Below are 16,204 nucleotides of genomic sequence, written 5' to 3' on the forward strand. Positions count from 1 at the left end.
CCGGCGGGTGCGCGGCGAGCGACCGTGAGCGAGCCGGTCAGGCCTCGTGTGTCCTGGTCAGCTGGTGGATGCGGCGGATCCGCTGGCCGTCGTCGGCGAGTTCGGCGAACACATAGAAGTCCACGTCCATCGCGCCGCCGGCCCGCGTCACCGCGTGGAAGGTGAGCCGGGCCGCCACCGATGCGCCGCTGTGCACGGCCTCGTGCACCTCGTAGTGCGCCTTCTCGAAGGTCTGCTTGGCGGTCGGGGCGTGCTCGGCGAGCTGCTCCCGGTTCATCTCGGTGCCGTCGGCGATCTGCACGAAGTCCGGCGTGTAGAAGCGGTCAATGCTTTGCTGCGGGTCTTCGCTCCCGAAAACAACTTCCTTCACATACGAATTGAAGAATTCGGAGACGAGGGACTCGGGAGTGCGGTCGCTTTCGACTGTCATGCCGTTCCTTCCGGTATTGCCTGTCAGTGAGTGAATACCCTCCCCAGGTATACACCTCAACTCGGCGGCGGGCCAAGGGGGTTGGATTTACCGGCAGTTCGTCGACCATCGCATGCCGTACGGCATGGAGGATGCCCTCGCAGCGAACTCCATGTCCGCGAGGGTGAAGTGTCGAGAGGCGGCGAAGGTTCGGGTCAGGCGGGACTGGCGTCCATGAGGGGGAGCAGTCCGGTGCGGTCGAGCTGGGACTCGATCAGCGCGACCGCGTCGTCGCGCCCCAGCGAACGTCCGTGGTCGTAGGCCGCCGGGTAGGCGGCGTCGCCCAGTTCCGCGGTCAGCGATTCGGTGAGCCGTGAGACGTCGGTGTTGGCGGCGTCCGGGGATCCGCGCAGTACGTGGGCGGCGCCCAGGACGGTCGCCGCGGCCTCGGCATCCCGGCAGTGGTGCAGGAGTTGGGCCACCGCGACGCCGACCATGGCCACCAGCAGCATGTCGGCCGCCGCGTGCGCCGCCGTCAATGCTCTGCGCAGCATGGGTCGAGCAGTCGTCAGGTCGCCCTGGGTCAAGGTGATGTGAGCGTTGCCGGTCCAGTAGAGGACGCCGAAGGCGGAGTCGTCGAAGGTGTCCGGTGCGGCGACGTCCCTGGCCAGCGCGTACTGCTGTACGGCCTCTTCCAGTTCACCGTCGAGACGGGCCATGTCGCCGAGATTGAGCCTGGCCAGGCGCACATGGCGGGCCGACGAAGGACCTGCGACCACGCTCTGCAGCACCTCCCGGGCGATGTCCGTGTGTCCGGCCTGCCGGTGGGACACGGCGAGCCAGATCCGCTGCGAGTCGTCGCCGCCCAGTTCGCGGGCCGGCACCATCGCCTCTGTCAGCGCGGCCACGGATTCGTCGAACTCGCCCTGTGACATCAGCACGATCCCCAGATGGGTCAGCGAGGTGGCAAGGCCCCATCGCTCACCGATCAGCCTGAACTCGCGGGCGCTGGCCCGCAGCGCGCGGCACCCTTCCTGCGGATCGCCACTGTTGAGGGTGAGCATGGAGCGGGTCAGCCAGAGCATGGCCCGGGTCCACGGCTCGGGGGCCGACGGCAGTGCGTCGATCGCCCGCAGACCGGCCTCGGAGTCGCCGCTGATCCATGCGAGGAGCGGCGTCAGCAGGGGAAGAGCCGGGTACGAGCCGGACTGTGGCCGCTCGGCGGGAGGGGGACGGTCGGAAGCGGCCTGTATGACGAGGCCGTCCCGGGCGTTCGTCGAGTCGCCGGAGAAGATGGAGTTCAGAAGGTACCCGGTGGCGGCGACGGCGCGTATCTCCGGCGCGACGTCACCCGGCACGTCCAGCGCGGACTGCAGATGTCGGGCCGCCTGTGCGTGCTCGCCGCGCTGGACCCAGAAGTACCACTGCGCGGCCCCGAGGCGTACGGCGGTGTCGGCGTCCTGGGACTCGCAGGCGAAGTGGAGCGCGGCGACGAGGTTGTCGCGCTCGGTGGCGAGCGTCCGGGCCCAGCGCACCTGGCCCGAGCCGCTGCGCAGATGGGGTTCCGCGGACTCGGCGAGCCGCAGGAAGTAGCGCGCGTGGGCGCGCCGGGTCCGGTCCACCGAACCGGCCTCGGCCAGCCGCTCCAGGCCGTACGCACGCAGCGTCTCCAGCATCCGGAAGCGGACCTCGGGCCCGTCCACGGCCTGGAGCACCGACTTCTCGACGAGCGAGGCGAGCGTGTCGAGGGTGCGGTCACCGAGTTCGCCCAGGCTCTCCGCGGCTTCCAGCGAGATCGTGTCCGGGAACACCGCGAGCGACTCCGCGATGTGGCGCTCTTCGTCGTCGAGCAGGTCCCATCCCCAGGCCACCACCGCGCGCAGCGTGCGGTGCGCCGGCCGCGCGGTGCGGCTGCCGCCGGTGAGCACCCGGAAGCGGTCGTCCAGACGGGCCGCCAACTGCTCGACGGATAGCGTGCGCAGGCGGGCCGCCGCCAGCTCGATGGCCAGCGGAAGGCCATCGAGCCTGCGGCAGATCTCGGCGACGGTTCCGGCGTTCTCGTCGGTGACCGTGAAGTCGGGGCGGACCCGGGCGGCACGGTCGGTGAACAGTCGCACCGCCGGTCGGTTGACCACCTCCTGCGTGGGCGCGCCGGGCTCCGGGAGGCCGAGCGGCGGCACCGGGAAGAGTGATTCTCCGAGGATGCCGAGCGGCTCGCGGCTGGTGGCCAGGATCGTCAACTGGGGGCATTGTCCCAGCAGTTCGTCGGCCAAATGCGCCACGGCGCCTACGACGTGCTCGCAGTTGTCCAGAACGAGCACGGTGGGCACCGCGGACAGTGCCTCGACGAGTTGGTCGGTCACGGCACGCGGACTGCCCGAGGCCTCGGACAGGCCCACGGCGCGAATGCCGAGGGCGGCGAGCACGGCGGGGGACACGTCCTCGTCGTTCGTCACCGCCGCGAGTTCGACCAGCCATACGCCGCCGGGTGTGCCGTCCACCAGATCACCGGCGACGGCCTTGGCGAGTCGGGTCTTGCCCGTGCCGCCTGTGCCGACGAGGGTGATCAGTCTGCTGTCGGCGGACTGCGCGGAGAGCCGCTCACGCTCCGGTTCTCGGCCGACGAAGCTGGTCAGCTCCGCGCGCAGATTGTCCCGCCGACTTCCCAGAAGCTGCTGTACCGATCCCTGATGCCCACGCAGCACCTCGAGATGGGTCTCCTGCAGATCCCGCGAGGGGTCGGTGCCGAGCTGGTTGGCGAGCCAGGTCCGGAACTGTTCGTAGGCGCCGAGGGCTTCGGCGGATCTGCCGTCGGCATGCAAGGCGCGCACCAGCAGTGTCCTCAGCCGCTCGCGGTGTGGATGCAGCGCGGCGAGCGACTCCAAATCGGCGATGAGCCGGGGTAGTTCGGACTCGGTCTGGACGCGCGCCGTCGCGCGGTCCTCGAGCGCGGTCAGCCGCAGTTCTTCGAGGCGGGCGACGGTTCCGGTCATGTAGGCAGACGCCGACATGCTCGCGAGCGGCTCCCCGCGCCACAGGCCGAGCGCCTCGTCGAGCACACGGATCGCGTCCTGCGGCTCGCCCTTCTGGAGGGCGCGGCTCCCCTCACGGGCCAGTTTCTCGAACAGCAGTGAGTCGACCGCGTCCTGCGGGATGTCCAGGCAGTAGCCGTTGGTGGACGACTCCAGCGGGGTGCCCGTCGGCAGCGCCCTGCGCAGGCGGCTGACCAACGACTGCACCGCGTGGGCGCTGTTGACGGGAAGGTCGTCCGGCCACAGCGCCGCGGCCAGCGAGCCGATCGAAACCGTTCGCCCTGCCTCCAGGGCCAGCCTGATCAGGAGCGTGCGGAGCCGAACTCCGCTCACTGTGACGGGCTTCCCCCCCGATTGGGCCTCGAGCGGTCCAAGACAGCCAACATCCATGACCCCATGGTGTCATCCGCAGCCCGCGTGTGAGCTGGGAATGAAGCTTCCGTGCGAGCGATATGACAGCGATCTGTGAGCGCCGGAGGGCAGCCTTGAGCGTGTTGGCGGGCACTACAGCCGACATAGGGAGGGGGCGGGGCCGCGGGTTGCCTGACAATCCCCCCGGGCTTCCTGACGCCTGTCGCCCCCTCCCCTCACCCCCGGTTTCGCTCCCCCCTGTGCCGTGCCTGACCGCCACGCCGGGGCGGGCCAGGCCTTTTCCCAATTCCTTACGAGAGAGCACAGGAGCGCTATGACTGCCTTGGCACGATGGTGTTGCACACACCGAGTTGTGGTCCTTCTGTTGTGGCTCGTGGCGCTGTTCGGCTCGGCGACCGTGGGCGCGACAGCAGGAGGCGCGTACTCCAACGCGTTCGACGTCCCCGGCACCGAGTCGACGCGTGCGACGGAGCGCATGGAGAAGGCATTCCCCGAACAGGCCGGTGACACCGACCGCGTGGTGTGGGAAGTGGAGAACGGCAGCGTCCGTGACGCCGCGGTACGCGCGCGCATCACCGATCTGCTCGACGACATCACCGAGATGCCCGAAGTCGGCAGCGTGCTGAGCCCGTACACCGACAAGGTCGCCGGGGGGATCAGCAAGGACGGAAAGGTCGCCTACGCGGACGTCACGTTCAAGAAGCAGGCGTTCGACCTGGACAAGGACAAGACCAAGGATGTCGTCGAACGGGCCGAGGAGGCTCGCACCGACGGTCTGCGCGTGGAACTCGGCGGTCAGGCCATCGAGTACGCGCAGCAGCCTGCCGAGGGCTTCGCGGAACTGATCGGGGTCCTGGCCGCGGGCGTGGTCCTGCTGATCGCTTTCCGCTCGTTCATCGCGATGCTGCTGCCCATCCTGAACGCGCTGTTCGGCGTCGCCACCGGTGGTTCGCTGCTGGGCCTGGTCGCCCACGGGGTGAGCCTGCCCGACTCGGCGCCGGTCATCGGTTCGCTGGTCGGTCTCGGTGTCGGCATCGACTACGCGCTCTTCGTGGTCAGCCGGCACCGCAAGAACCTCAAGGCAGGAATGGACGTCGGCGAGTCCGTCGAACGCGCGCTCAACACTTCGGGGCGCGCGGTGCTGTTCGCGGGCGGCACCGTGTGCATCGCCCTGCTGGCCATCTTCACGCTCGGCATGCAGTTCCTGAACGGCATCGCCGTGGCCACCGTGATCACGGTGCTGTTCACCATGCTCAGCTCGGTCACCCTGCTGCCCGCGCTGCTCGCCCTGTTCAAGATGAAGGTACTGAGTCGCAGCGAGCGGCGGGCGCTGGCCGCCGCGGGGCCCGTGTCCGAGGTGGACGGCTACGCCTTGTCGGTGCGCTGGTCCGCCTTCGTCGGCCGCCGCCCGAGGGTCGTCGCCGCGGTCGCCGTCGCGGCGATGGTGGTGCTGGCCCTCCCCACGTTCTCGCTGCGCCTGGGCGCCAGTGATCAGGGCAACCAGCCCGAGTCGCAGACCACGCGCAAGGCATACGACATGCTCGCCGACGGCTTCGGCCCGGGCTTCAACGGTCCGTTGCAACTGGTGGCAGATGTGCCGGGCGGCGAGCGCGATGTACGTGCGCTCGACGGCCTGGTCGACAAGGTGCGGGACACCGAGGGCGTCGTGAACGTCACCGAGGTGGCCGTGCCGGAGGCGTCCACGACCCGGGTCTACCAGGTGGTGCCCTCGCACGCGCCGCAGGACGAGGCGACCGATGGCCTGATCGACGAACTGCGCGACACCACGGTGCCGGCGGCCGAGCGCGGCAGCACCCTCAGGGTGGACATCGGTGGCAACACGGCGGTGCAGAAGGACTTCGCGTCGGAGATCACGGAACGGCTGCCCCTGTTCATCACCGTCATCGCGCTGTTGGGCGCCGTGCTGCTCATGATCGCGTTCCGCAGCATCGTCGTACCGCTGATGGCCGCGGTGATGAACCTGCTGGCCGCGGGTGCCGCGTTCGGCATCATCGTGGCGGTCTTCCAGTGGGGCTGGGGCCTGGACGCTCTCGGCCTCGGCAAGGAAGGGCCCATCACCTCCTACATCCCGGCGTTCATGCTCCCGCTCTTGTTCGGCCTCTCCATGGACTACCAGGTGTTCCTGGTCAGCCGGATGCATGAGGAGTGGGTGCGGGGCAAGGACAACGCGCGCGCGATCCGGGTGGGCCTTTCGGACACCAGCAGGGTCATCAACTGTGCAGCGCTGATCATGGTCTGTGTGTTCGCGTCGTTCGTGCTCAGCGGGGACCAGGCCGCGGTCATGACCGGTGTCGCGCTCGCCGGCGCTGTCGCCGTCGACGCCTTCGTGCTCCGGATGCTGCTCGTGCCCGCGCTGATGCACGTGATGGGCAACGCCAACTGGTGGCTTCCCGGATGGCTGGACAAGGCGCTGCCGCGCGTCGCTCTGGAAGCACCGGCCGAAGCGGAGCCGGTTGGTGCGGTGCGGCGCGAGAAGGACCTCGTCGGCGACCGCTGATTCCGCGGGTGCGAGTGAGGCACCTGCGGTAAACTGAATACCCCCAGGCGGTATACGGTCCTGATGTGCCGTGCCGGAGATATCGATGACGGGAGTAGCTCATGGAGGGTGTCACCGCGGACTACACTGTCGAGGGCATGGTCTGCCAGCACTGTGCCAGCAGTGTCACGGAAGCCATCACCAGTCTCGGTGGTGTGCGCGACGTGACCGTCGAGGTCCAGTCCGGTCGGGTCTCCGTCAACTCGGACGAGGCGCTCGACGAGGTTCAGCTGGCCAAGGTGCTCGACGACATCGGATACGAGTTCGCGCGCTCGGCCTGACCGCGCAGACGCACAGCACGAAAGGGCGCCACCCCTCGGGGTGGCGCCCTTTGGCCTTCGGTGTTCCCGCGTCCCGGCCGTGACCGGCCGACGGGTCAGGCCGGCCGGTCGCGGAGCCCGCCCGCGAGCCAGCCGGTGACGTGACGGGCGATCTCCTCCTGGCGGTGCGGCAGGCCGATGCCCGCGTGATCGGTGGCCACCCGCACCACCTCGATGTCCGGGCAGGCCGTCCGCCAGGCGGGAACCGTGTCCGGCTGGGGCTCCTCGGCCGCGTCGAACAGCAGCACCGGCTGGCTGTGCGGGCCGGGGCGCCATGCCGCGGTCAGCCTCGTCTCGTGCAGCTGGACACGCAGCAGTCGTTCATAGCCGGCCACATCGACCTCGGCGGGCAGCAGTCCATGGGCCACGCAGGCATCGCGGGCCACCTGGGCGAGCATGTCCGGTCCCGCACCCTGTACCGCGGCCACCGCCGCCTCGGGCGGCGGGCCGAGTGACAGCGTGACGAGGAACGCCAGATGCCGGCCCACCTCGGTCTGGGCGACCCGCAGGTCCGTGAACCGGCTGTCCATCATGAAGACGTACGACTCATGCCCCGACTCGCGCAACTGGCAGGCCACCTCGTACGCGATGAAGCCGCCCATCGACCAGCCGCCCAGCACATAGGGCCCCTCCGGCCGACGGCGCAGCAGCTCCTGCGCGTACGCCTCGGCCATGGTCGCGAGGTCGGGGGCGAACGCCTCCTCCGAAGTGTCGACGTGCGGCCGGCTCTGGAACGCGTGCACCGGCCCCGGCCACGCCATCGCCAGGGGGAGATAGGGGGCGACGGAACCGCCCATCACGTGGAAGAGCACCAGCTCCTGACCGACGCCATCGGCGAGGCGCACACCGCACGACGGTCTGCGCCCGGTGTCCGCACCCTCGTCGAGACAGGCCGCGAACTCCCGCACCGTCGGTGCTTCGAAGACCCGTCCGAGCGGAAGATCGACGCCGAGCTCGGCCCGCACCCGGTTGACCATCCGCAGGGCGAGCAGTGAATTGCCGCCCAGCGTGAAGAAGTTGCTGTCCGGCCCTGCCGACTCCACCTCGAGCAGCTCCGTCCACAGCTTGGCCAGTTGCCCCAGCCGTGGATCGTCGTCGGCCGCCGGACCGTCCGCGGCCGGAACGGGCTCGGCGGCGGGCAGCAGCTCCAGGGCGCGCGCGGCGTCGACCTTTCCGTTGGGCGTCAGCGGGAGTTGGTCCACGATGTGCGTCCGGCCCGGGATCATGTAGTGCGGGAGATGCCGCCGCAGATGGGCCACCAGCGCCGTGCTGTCGAGCCCACCCCCCTGTTCGCCCGGCTCGGGAACCGCGAGGGCGACCAGGCGCCGCTGCCCGCCGGGGGAGTCGTCGACGCACACCACGCACTCGCGTACCCCCGGATGCGAACGCAGCGCCGCTTCCACCGAACCCGGCTCCACGCGATACCCGAGTATCTTGACCTGGCGGTCCTCGCGTCCCATGAACTCGATGGTCCCGTCCGGCCAGTAACGCCCGAGGTCACCCGTCCGGTAGAGCCGTTCCCCGGTGCGCGGGTGGGTGATGAAACGCTCCGCGGTGCGCTCCTCGTCCTGCCAGTAGCCACGGGCCAGACCGACGCCGCCGATGTGGATCTGTCCGATCGCCCAGGGCTGGCGGATGTCCAGACGGTGGTCGAGCACCCGCATCGTCTGGTTCTTCAGAGGCTTTCCGTACGGGATGCTGCGCCAGGCGGGATCGACCTCACCCACCTCGTGGATGTTGGACCAGATGGATGCCTCGGTGGCGCCACCCATGGCGATGGTGCGCACCTCGCTCCACAGCCGCCGCATACGGCCGGGGAGCGCCGTGGGCACCCAGTCGCCGCTGAGCAGAAAGGCGCGGATGGGGGCCGAGCTCAACTCCGGCCGCTCCTCACCCACTTCGACGATCATCTCGGCCAGCGCGGGCACCGAGTTCCAGACCGTGACGCCGTGGCGATGCGCGGTCGCCGCCCAGGCGATCGGGTCGGGCAGCGGCGCCGGGGCGGGCAGGATCAGGGCGGCACCGGCCGCCAGGGTCCCGAAGACATCCCACACGGACAGGTCGAAGGCCAGCGAGGAGATGGCGAACACCCGGTCGTCCGGACCCAGTCCGATCCGCTCGTTGATGTCCATGACCGTGTTCAAGGCGGCGCCGTGCTCGATCATCACGCCCTTGGGGCGACCGGTGGAGCCGGAGGTGTAGATGATGTAGGCGAGGTCGTCGGGTGCCGCTGTCACGTCGGGCAGCGCACGTGTCGCAGGCCCGGCCCCGTCCACATGGAGCACCGGCAAGGGACGTGGCGCCGGCGTGAGGTCGGGCTCGGCGTGCGACTGGGCGAGGACCACCTGTGCCGAGCACTCCTTGAGCAGGTCGTGCATCGGCCCCGTGGGCATACGTGCGTCGATCGGTACGTAGACGGCGCCGGCCCGCAGCACGCCGAGCGCCGCGACCACCTGCTCCCAGCCCTTGACCATGACCACCGGCACGATGTCTCCGCGGTGCACCCCCAGGTCGAGCAGCCAATGGGCGACCGCACGGGAGCGTGACTCCAACTCTTCGTAGGTCAGGGTGCGTTCGTCGGTGAGCACTGCTGGAGCTTCGGGGTGCTCGGCCGCCCGGCGCAGGAAGCGTTCCTCCAGACGGCCCGCGGGCAGCTCGTCCGCCGTGTCGTTGACCGACGCGATCAGCGCCCGGTGGGTGGCCGGTACCGGGTCGGGCTCCTGGTCCGCCCCGTCCGGCCGGGACAGGACATCGAGGAGATGCTGATAGGTGGCGACCAGCAGCTCGGGCAGGCCTTGCGGGAAAGCATCGTCGATGAAGTCGATGTTCGAGGCGAGGCCGCCGTCGGGCAGGTCGCGGACCTGATTGTCGAGGAGGACCTGCGGGGTGTGCTGGACGCGCTCGACAGGGCGGAAGGCGGGCCTGCGCCTCGCGGGCGGGGTGTCCCAGCCGGGGCCCTGGTTGCTGGTGAACACATAGGGGAACGAGGCGCGCTGCGTCCAGCCGCTGCGGGCCGCGAGTTCCCGGCTGATCCGCACCCCTGTCACGTCGCTGTGCGCCATGTCCTTCCACAGCCGGCGCTGCAGCACCTTGGCCCGCTCCCAGAAGCCCGTGTCCCCGCGGTGATCCACTTCCAGGGGCAGCGTCGCTGTGCGCTGCCCCACCGCTGGTGGGCCGCTGTGACGGGCCACCAGGTTGAGGTGCACCACGTTCAGACAGAAGTGCGGTGCCGAGGCCCAGGAGGCCAGGGCCTCGGAGAGCACGTGCATCAGGGCGGTCGCCGGTAGGACCTTGTGCTTACGGAAGTTGACGCGGAACTGCTTCCACTGCTCCCTGCTGAGATAGGCGGTGCGGGCGGTGAACATCACCGATTCGATGCCGGCGGGCTGTTTCACCAGGGGCAGCTGGGGAGCCTCGGGCAGAGTGTCGAGCCGGTCCCCCCAGTACGTCAGCTGCTTCTGGAAGTCCTCGCCCTTCTCGTGAGCCAGGAGGTCCATTCGCCATTCGCGGAACGTCCTTTCTACCGGCGGGAGTTGCAGAGCCGGGTCGTGATAAAGCTCCAGCCACTCCGTCACGGCCGTGTTGAGGCTCGGCGCGTCCACGAGGATGAGGCTGTACCGGAAGTGCACCCGCGTCCTGTGCCGGCGCAGTCTGCTCGCCACCACCTCGAACAGCGGCCAGCCGGTGGGGTCCAGGCCCTCGCCGGTCATCCGCTCCCGCGTGCTGCGCAGCCCCTCTTCCTGGGCCCGCGGATCGAGTCCGGTGAGGTCCACCTCCGTCACCGGTACGCGCGGCACCGAACCCGGTGCGCACACGCGTCCGTATCCCGACTCCTGCATGACGGTACGCAGGGTCTCGTGCCGGTGGACCACCAGGTTCAGGGCGTGCTCGGCCCGCGCGGCGTCAAATCCCACGGAGTCCAGCTCGATGTAGTACTGCTGGATGCCGCCGAGCTCCATCAGCCGGCTCTTGCCCACGATGTACGCCGACTGAATGTCCGTCAGCGGAAACTCGTCCGCGCGGTCCTGGCCGTTCAGGTCCATCTCACTCACAGTGCACTCCCAGGTTCTCACGTGGTCAGGTGATGTGCTCGCCGCCGGACGGCGCGTCCGCGTCCCTCACCCCGCCCCGTCCGCCGATCCGTCAGTCCGTCGAAGCCGCCATGCGCTCGGCGAGCATGATGCAGCTCAGGTTGGTCGGGGCACGCGGCGGAACAGGCATGACCGAGGCGTCCACCACCCGCAACCCCTCGGTCCCGTACACCCGGCAGCGCTGGTCCACGACCGCGGAGCCGTCCGTCGGCGGGCCCATCCGGGCCGTTCCGGAGGGGTGCCACATGGGAGTGGTGAACCGGCCGACCGACCGCCGAAGCCGCACGTCGTCGTCCGCCATACGCCGTGTCCACACGAGCATCTCCTTTACGTGAGAGGAGAGTTGTGCCGTGTCGAGCAAGGACCAGAGCAGTCGCATGCCCGTCATCAGGCGGCTCACGTCCGCCGGGTCGGTGGCGAGTCCCAGGGTGATGGTCGGCCGGTCGTCGGGCCAGGGGCCCGAGGCATGCACCGACCCCCGGGAGGCGGGGGCGAGCAGCATGGTGGAGAGCGCCACAAGGGTGTCGGCGTCGGTGATCGTCGCGATGTCGGGGACGGTGCGCGCCGCCACATTGCCGGCGAGGAAGAGCGCCAGGTCGGGCCCGCCGTCGTACGGTCCTGACCGGTCGAGGCCGCTCGCCACCCGGGCCAGGACCTGGTGACGCGGTGAGGTGGGTCGGCAGGAGCCCGGCTGCGGGACACCCCAGATGACCAGTGCCGCGTGGTCGGCCAGGTCCGCGCCTACGCCGGGCAGCTCCGTGACCACCGGCAGGCCGAGCCTGGCGACTCGTTCGGGTTCGCCGATTCCCGAACGTTCCAGAATGAGAGGCGTGTTGATGCCGCCGGCGCAGAGCGTGACACGGTCGGCGTACACCCGGGTGCGGATACCGTCACGCAACACCTCGACGCCGATGGCCCGGTCGCCGTCGAAGAGCACCCGGGATGCCGTCGCCCCGGTCCACACGTCGAGGTTGGGCCGGGACCGTGCGGGCTCCAGGTAGGCGTCGGCTGTGGACACCCGGCGTCCACGGTGCTCGTTGCTGGGCAGCCGGCTCGCCCCGACGTCCGAGGCGTTGATGTCCTCGACGAGGGGGATGCCGCGTTCCCGGCATGCCTCCAGGAAACCCGAAGCCACGGGGTCGAGGAGGTCGGGCGCCGAGCGGCGGACCGGCACCGGGCCGTTGCTGCCGTGTGCCTCGCCCGTGAAGTCGGCGTCGGTCTCCAGCGTGCGGAAGTACGGCAGGACAGCCGGCCAGGCCCACTCCGGATTGCCGGCCGCGGCCCAGGCGTCGAAATCTCCGGGCAGGGCACGCAGTGCGATCGCGCCGTTCACGGCGGACGAGCCGCCCAGTAACTTACCTACACCGTAGGGAAATTGCCGTCCCTCGGCTTTGACCCCCCGGTACGCGGTGTAGTCCCAGTTGTGGCCGGAGAGTATGGAGGTGCCGAGCGGGGCTGAGGCGGCCGGTTCCGTGAGCCGCTCGTTCCCGGCCTCCAGGAGCAGCACTCTGCGGTCGGGATTCTCGGTGAGGCGGGCAGCGAGCACGGCGCCAGCCGATCCGGCACCGACCACCACCTCGTGCCAAGCGGCATTCGGCACGTCGTCAACTCCTCCTGGGTGCGCAACGGAACCGGTCCGCCGGCCGGTAACGGCCGACGGACACTGGGCTCCCGCGATCGATGGCGCCGTGGATCAATCAGGCGTTCGCGTCGGAACGCTGTGCACGGCGCCGGAACCAGAGCAGACCGCCACCGGCGCCGAGCACGCCGGCGGCAGCGGCGCCCGTCGCGGCCGACGAGCCGACTCCGTCCGAGGACCCGCCCTCACTCGCCGTGGCGTGGTTGCCCAGCGTGGCGGTCGCCGCCTTGGTGGTATCGGCAGAGGTGCTCTTGGGGACGACCTTCAGGCTCGGGGCGACGTGCTCGGGCTCCTCACCGCCCGGCTCGGGGATCTGGTCCCAGCGCACGACCTTGCCGTTGCTGTAGGTCTGTATCGCGGTGAAATAGATGACGTTGGTGTCGGGTACCTGGCCGGCCGCCAGCTTGAACTCGTCGAACTCACCCGGCTTGATGCCACCGGCGGTCGCCGTCCAGGTCACGGAAGTCACCCCCGCGCCCGGGGTGCTGCCGCTCCCGGTTGTGGTGGTCTTCCAGCCCGTGTGAGGCTGGTTGAGGGCGACAGGCAGCTTCTGCGAGGCGTCCTTCGGCAGGATGATCTGCAACTTCACGGTGGACGCGTTCGATTCCTCGGTCGGAACGCGGAACGTCAGCGTCGGGAAACTGCCGACGGCAACCGTGGCGTCGGGGCCGCTGACGGAAACGTGGGCCGAAGCGGGAATGCTGCTGGCAAGCGTCATCGCCGCAGCACCCAACACGGCCGCGGTGATCTTGGGGAACGCTCTGTGCATGATCGTCCTTCCGTTACCGAATGAGACCTCAAGGTCAAGGCATCCGGATTCTTGCGGAAGTACGGACCTTCAAGCATCTCCCAAGTTGCCACGTCAGGGCGGGGAATGCGGACGGCCCGTCGGTGGACCGACGGGCCGGACAGCGTGCACGGTGAGTGAGGGCTACTCCGCGGGCAGGGTGCGCGTGATCTGGTCGACCCGCTGGAAGCGGCCGTCCGGCGTGAGATCTGCGAACATGAAGATCTCGGTGTCGATGGTCTGGCCGGTCTTCGTCGTCGCGCGGATCGTGTAGCGGGCCGAGACGTGGTCTCCGTCGCGCAGCGCCTGCTGCACCTTGAACTCGGCGCCGGCGAACTGCTTGCGCACCGGGCGGATGTGCTTGATGAGGCGCGCGCGATCGATGGTGATGCCGTCGCTGACCTCTACGAAGTCAGGTGCGTAGTAACGGTCGATGACCGAACCGGTCTCGTCCTCGCTGAAGAGCGCTTCGTCATTGAAAGAGGAGAGCATGTCCTCGAGGAGTTTCTCGGTGCTCATGTCTGAAACAGAGGTCACGGTGCTTCCCATTCCGATCCGGAGAGTACTCCCGGGGGGTACCTGAACTTGAATTGAGTAAACCAGGGGTGGCGGGTGCCTGCAACCCGAACTCCGTTATCACGCCGCGGGATTCACACAAGCAATCTCGGAGATGCTCAGTGCGTTGCGGTTGCCCAAGGATGGGTGGCTGGGACAGAAATCGACAGAGGGGCTGGGCTGTGGGCGTTTTGGGTGACCGGAACGGGTCGCGGGCCTTGGGTGACGGACCGGATTCGACGGTTCCGGTCGCTGTGGTCGGCATGGCGTGCAGGCTGCCGGGCGCGGAGAACCCCGAGGCGTACTGGACGTTGTTGCGTGAGGGGGTGGACGCGGTCGGGGAGGTGCCGGCGGATCGCTGGAACCTTCCTGGGGGGAACGAAGCCGCGCGGCCGGCGAATCCTGGCACGCGGCGCGGCGGCTTTCTGCCCCGGGTCGATCTGTTCGACGCGGAATTCTTCAACATCTCGCCGCGGGAGGCCGCGGCCATGGACCCGCAGCAGCGGCTCATGCTGGAGCTGAGCTGGGAGGTCATGGAGGACGCGGGCATCGTGCCCGACACGTTGCACGGCAGTGCCACCGGCGTTTTCACGGGCGTGATGTGGGACGACTACGCGACACTGGCGCGCAGGCGTGACCCCGACGCGCAGACCCGGCACTCCGTGACCGGTACGCATCGCAGCGTGATCGCCAACCGAGTCTCCTACGCCTTCGGGCTGCGGGGCCCCAGCCTGGCCGTGGACTCCGGTCAGTCGTCGTCGCTGGTCGCCGTGCACATGGCCTGCGAGAGCCTGCGCGCGGGCACGTGCACGCTGGCCCTGGCGGGCGGTGTCAACCTGAACCTCGCCGCCGAGAGCACGATCGGCACATCCAAGTTCGGAGCTCTCTCACCGGATGGCCGCTGCTTCACCTTTGACGCGCGGGCCAACGGCTTCGTACGGGGGGAAGGCGGCGGCGTGGTCCTGCTGAAGCAGCTCGACCGGGCCGTGGCCGACGGGGACTTCGTCTATTGCGTCATCCGTGGCAGCGCGGTGAACAACGACGGTGCCACGGACACGCTGACCCACCCCAGCGTCGCCGCGCAGGCGGAGGTGGTCCGCACGGCACAGCGGCTGAGCGGAGTCGGCCCCGATGAGGTGGCCTACGTCGAACTGCACGGTACGGGGACGCGGTTGGGTGACCCGGTGGAGGCGGCAGCCCTCGGTGAGGTCTTCGGGTCCTGCCGAACCCAGGACAATCCCGTGCGGGTCGGTTCGGCGAAGACGAACGTCGGCCATCTGGAGGGCGCCGCGGGCATCACCGGCCTCCTCAAGACGGCCCTCAGCCTCACCCATGCCCAGCTTCCCCCGAGCCTCAACTTCGAACACCCCAACCCGTCCATCCCGCTCCCGGAGCTGGGGTTGAGGGTGCAGACCACGCTGACCGAGTGGCCGGGCGAGGGCCCCCGTACGGCGGGCGTCAGCTCCTTCGGCATGGGGGGCACGAACTGTCACATGGTGTTGTCCGCCGCGCCTTCGTCGGGGGTGCCGGTGGTAGAAGTGGGTGAGACTGGGAGGCCGGTGGCGTTGGTGTTGTCGGCCAGGGGTCCGGGTGCGCTGGCGGCGCAGGGGGAGCGGCTGCGTGCGCATCTGGTGCGTCATCCGGCGCTGTCGCTGGAGCGGGTGGCCGGTGTGCTGGCCTCCGCCCGCACCCGGTTCGACCGGCGGGCCGTGGTCAGTGCCGGGGATCGCCCGGCGGCGCTGGCCGCGCTGACGGCGCTGGCCCGGGGGCTGCCGCACCCGGCCCTGGTGACCGGGCCCGGCACGCCCACCACCCGGACGGTGTTCCTCTTCCCCGGCCAGGGCTGCCAGTACCCCGGCATGGGCGCCGCCCTGCACGGCACCTACCCCGTCTTCACCGACGCCCTCGACCAGGCCTGCCAGAGCCTGGACCAGCACCTCGAACACCCCCTGCGCGACATCATCTTCGCCCGCCCCGGCACCCCCCAGGCCGCCCTCCTCGACCGCACCGACTACACCCAGCCCGCCCTCTTCGCCCTGGGCACCGCCCTCTACCACCAGCTCACCGACCTCGGCATCACCCCCGACCTCCTCATCGGCCACTCCATCGGCGAAATCACCGCCGCCCACTGCGCCGGCATCCTCACCCTCACCGACGCCGCCCACCTCATCACCACCCGCGCCCGCCTCATGCACACCCTCCCCCCACACACCACCGGCATGATCACCGCCCACGCCACCCACACCCAACTCCAACCCCACCTCACCCACCACCCCGACGCCCACATCGCCGCCTACAACAGCCCCACCCACCACACCATCGCCGCCACCCACACCACCCTCAAAACCCTCCAACACCAACTCCACACCCACGGCATCAAAACCACCCCCCTCCACACCACCCACGCCTTCCACACACCCCACATGGACCCCATCCTCACCA

9 protein-coding genes are annotated in these 16,204 nt (G+C 69.5%); 3 read left to right on the plus strand and 6 right to left on the minus strand.

What is annotated here, in order from left to right:
- Nucleotides 1–37 precede the first annotated feature (37 nt).
- Nucleotides 38–430 carry a nuclear transport factor 2 family protein gene (locus ACFQ7F_RS39720; protein ID WP_383282229.1) on the minus strand — a complete coding sequence of 131 codons (393 nt, stop codon included), beginning with the start codon at nucleotides 428–430 and terminating at the stop codon, nucleotides 38–40.
- A 194-nt stretch (nucleotides 431–624) separates the two neighbouring features.
- Entirely contained in the window at nucleotides 625–3,774 is a 3,150-nt protein-coding gene (locus ACFQ7F_RS39725; protein WP_383282231.1) for a BTAD domain-containing putative transcriptional regulator, read from the minus strand.
- Nucleotides 3,775–4,165: 391 nt separating this feature from the next.
- On the opposite strand from ACFQ7F_RS39725, the gene ACFQ7F_RS39730 reads away from it, so the two are divergent.
- Complete coding sequence (locus tag ACFQ7F_RS39730; protein WP_383282234.1) at nucleotides 4,166–6,331, plus strand: MMPL family transporter; 2,166 nt, start codon at nucleotides 4,166–4,168, stop codon at nucleotides 6,329–6,331.
- A gap of 101 nt (nucleotides 6,332–6,432) precedes the next feature.
- Nucleotides 6,433–6,651 carry a heavy-metal-associated domain-containing protein gene (locus tag ACFQ7F_RS39735; RefSeq protein WP_383282237.1) on the plus strand — a complete coding sequence of 73 codons (219 nt, stop codon included), beginning with the start codon at nucleotides 6,433–6,435 and terminating at the stop codon, nucleotides 6,649–6,651.
- A gap of 95 nt (nucleotides 6,652–6,746) precedes the next feature.
- Here the strand turns inward: ACFQ7F_RS39735 and ACFQ7F_RS39740 are convergent, their stop codons facing one another.
- From ACFQ7F_RS39740 to ACFQ7F_RS39755, 4 genes are all read right to left on the minus strand, one after another.
- Nucleotides 6,747–10,733, minus strand: coding sequence for an amino acid adenylation domain-containing protein (locus tag ACFQ7F_RS39740; protein ID WP_383282253.1), 3,987 nt, complete (start codon nucleotides 10,731–10,733; stop codon nucleotides 6,747–6,749).
- 100 nt (nucleotides 10,734–10,833) lie between these two features.
- The gene (locus ACFQ7F_RS39745) at nucleotides 10,834–12,381 is read right to left on the minus strand and encodes a GMC family oxidoreductase (protein ID WP_383282241.1); all 1,548 of its coding nucleotides are present in this window, start codon (nucleotides 12,379–12,381) and stop codon (nucleotides 10,834–10,836) included.
- Between the two features lie 97 nt (nucleotides 12,382–12,478).
- Nucleotides 12,479–13,189 carry a YcnI family protein gene (locus ACFQ7F_RS39750; protein WP_383282244.1) on the minus strand — a complete coding sequence of 237 codons (711 nt, stop codon included), beginning with the start codon at nucleotides 13,187–13,189 and terminating at the stop codon, nucleotides 12,479–12,481.
- 162 nt (nucleotides 13,190–13,351) lie between these two features.
- The gene (locus tag ACFQ7F_RS39755; protein ID WP_383282247.1) at nucleotides 13,352–13,726 is read right to left on the minus strand and encodes a nuclear transport factor 2 family protein; all 375 of its coding nucleotides are present in this window, start codon (nucleotides 13,724–13,726) and stop codon (nucleotides 13,352–13,354) included.
- Between the two features lie 254 nt (nucleotides 13,727–13,980).
- On the opposite strand from ACFQ7F_RS39755, the gene ACFQ7F_RS39760 reads away from it, so the two are divergent.
- Nucleotides 13,981–16,204, plus strand: a 2,224-nt coding sequence (locus ACFQ7F_RS39760) for a type I polyketide synthase (protein WP_383282250.1), incomplete at its 3' end; no start/stop codon positions are given.

The organism is Streptomyces sp. NPDC056486, assembly GCF_042795295.1.
Lineage (GTDB): Bacteria > Actinomycetota > Actinomycetes > Streptomycetales > Streptomycetaceae > Streptomyces.

Coding starts and splice junctions, on each gene's coding strand:
- ACFQ7F_RS39720 (WP_383282229.1), bottom strand. CDS start 430: ATGACAGTCGAAAGCGACCGCACTCCCGAGTCCCTCGTCTCCGAATTC.
- ACFQ7F_RS39750 (WP_383282244.1), bottom strand. CDS start 13,189: ATGCACAGAGCGTTCCCCAAGATCACCGCGGCCGTGTTGGGTGCTGCG.
- ACFQ7F_RS39735 (WP_383282237.1), top strand. CDS start 6,433: ATGGAGGGTGTCACCGCGGACTACACTGTCGAGGGCATGGTCTGCCAG.
- ACFQ7F_RS39755 (WP_383282247.1), bottom strand. CDS start 13,726: ATGAGCACCGAGAAACTCCTCGAGGACATGCTCTCCTCTTTCAATGAC.
- ACFQ7F_RS39740 (WP_383282253.1), bottom strand. CDS start 10,733: ATGGACCTGAACGGCCAGGACCGCGCGGACGAGTTTCCGCTGACGGAC.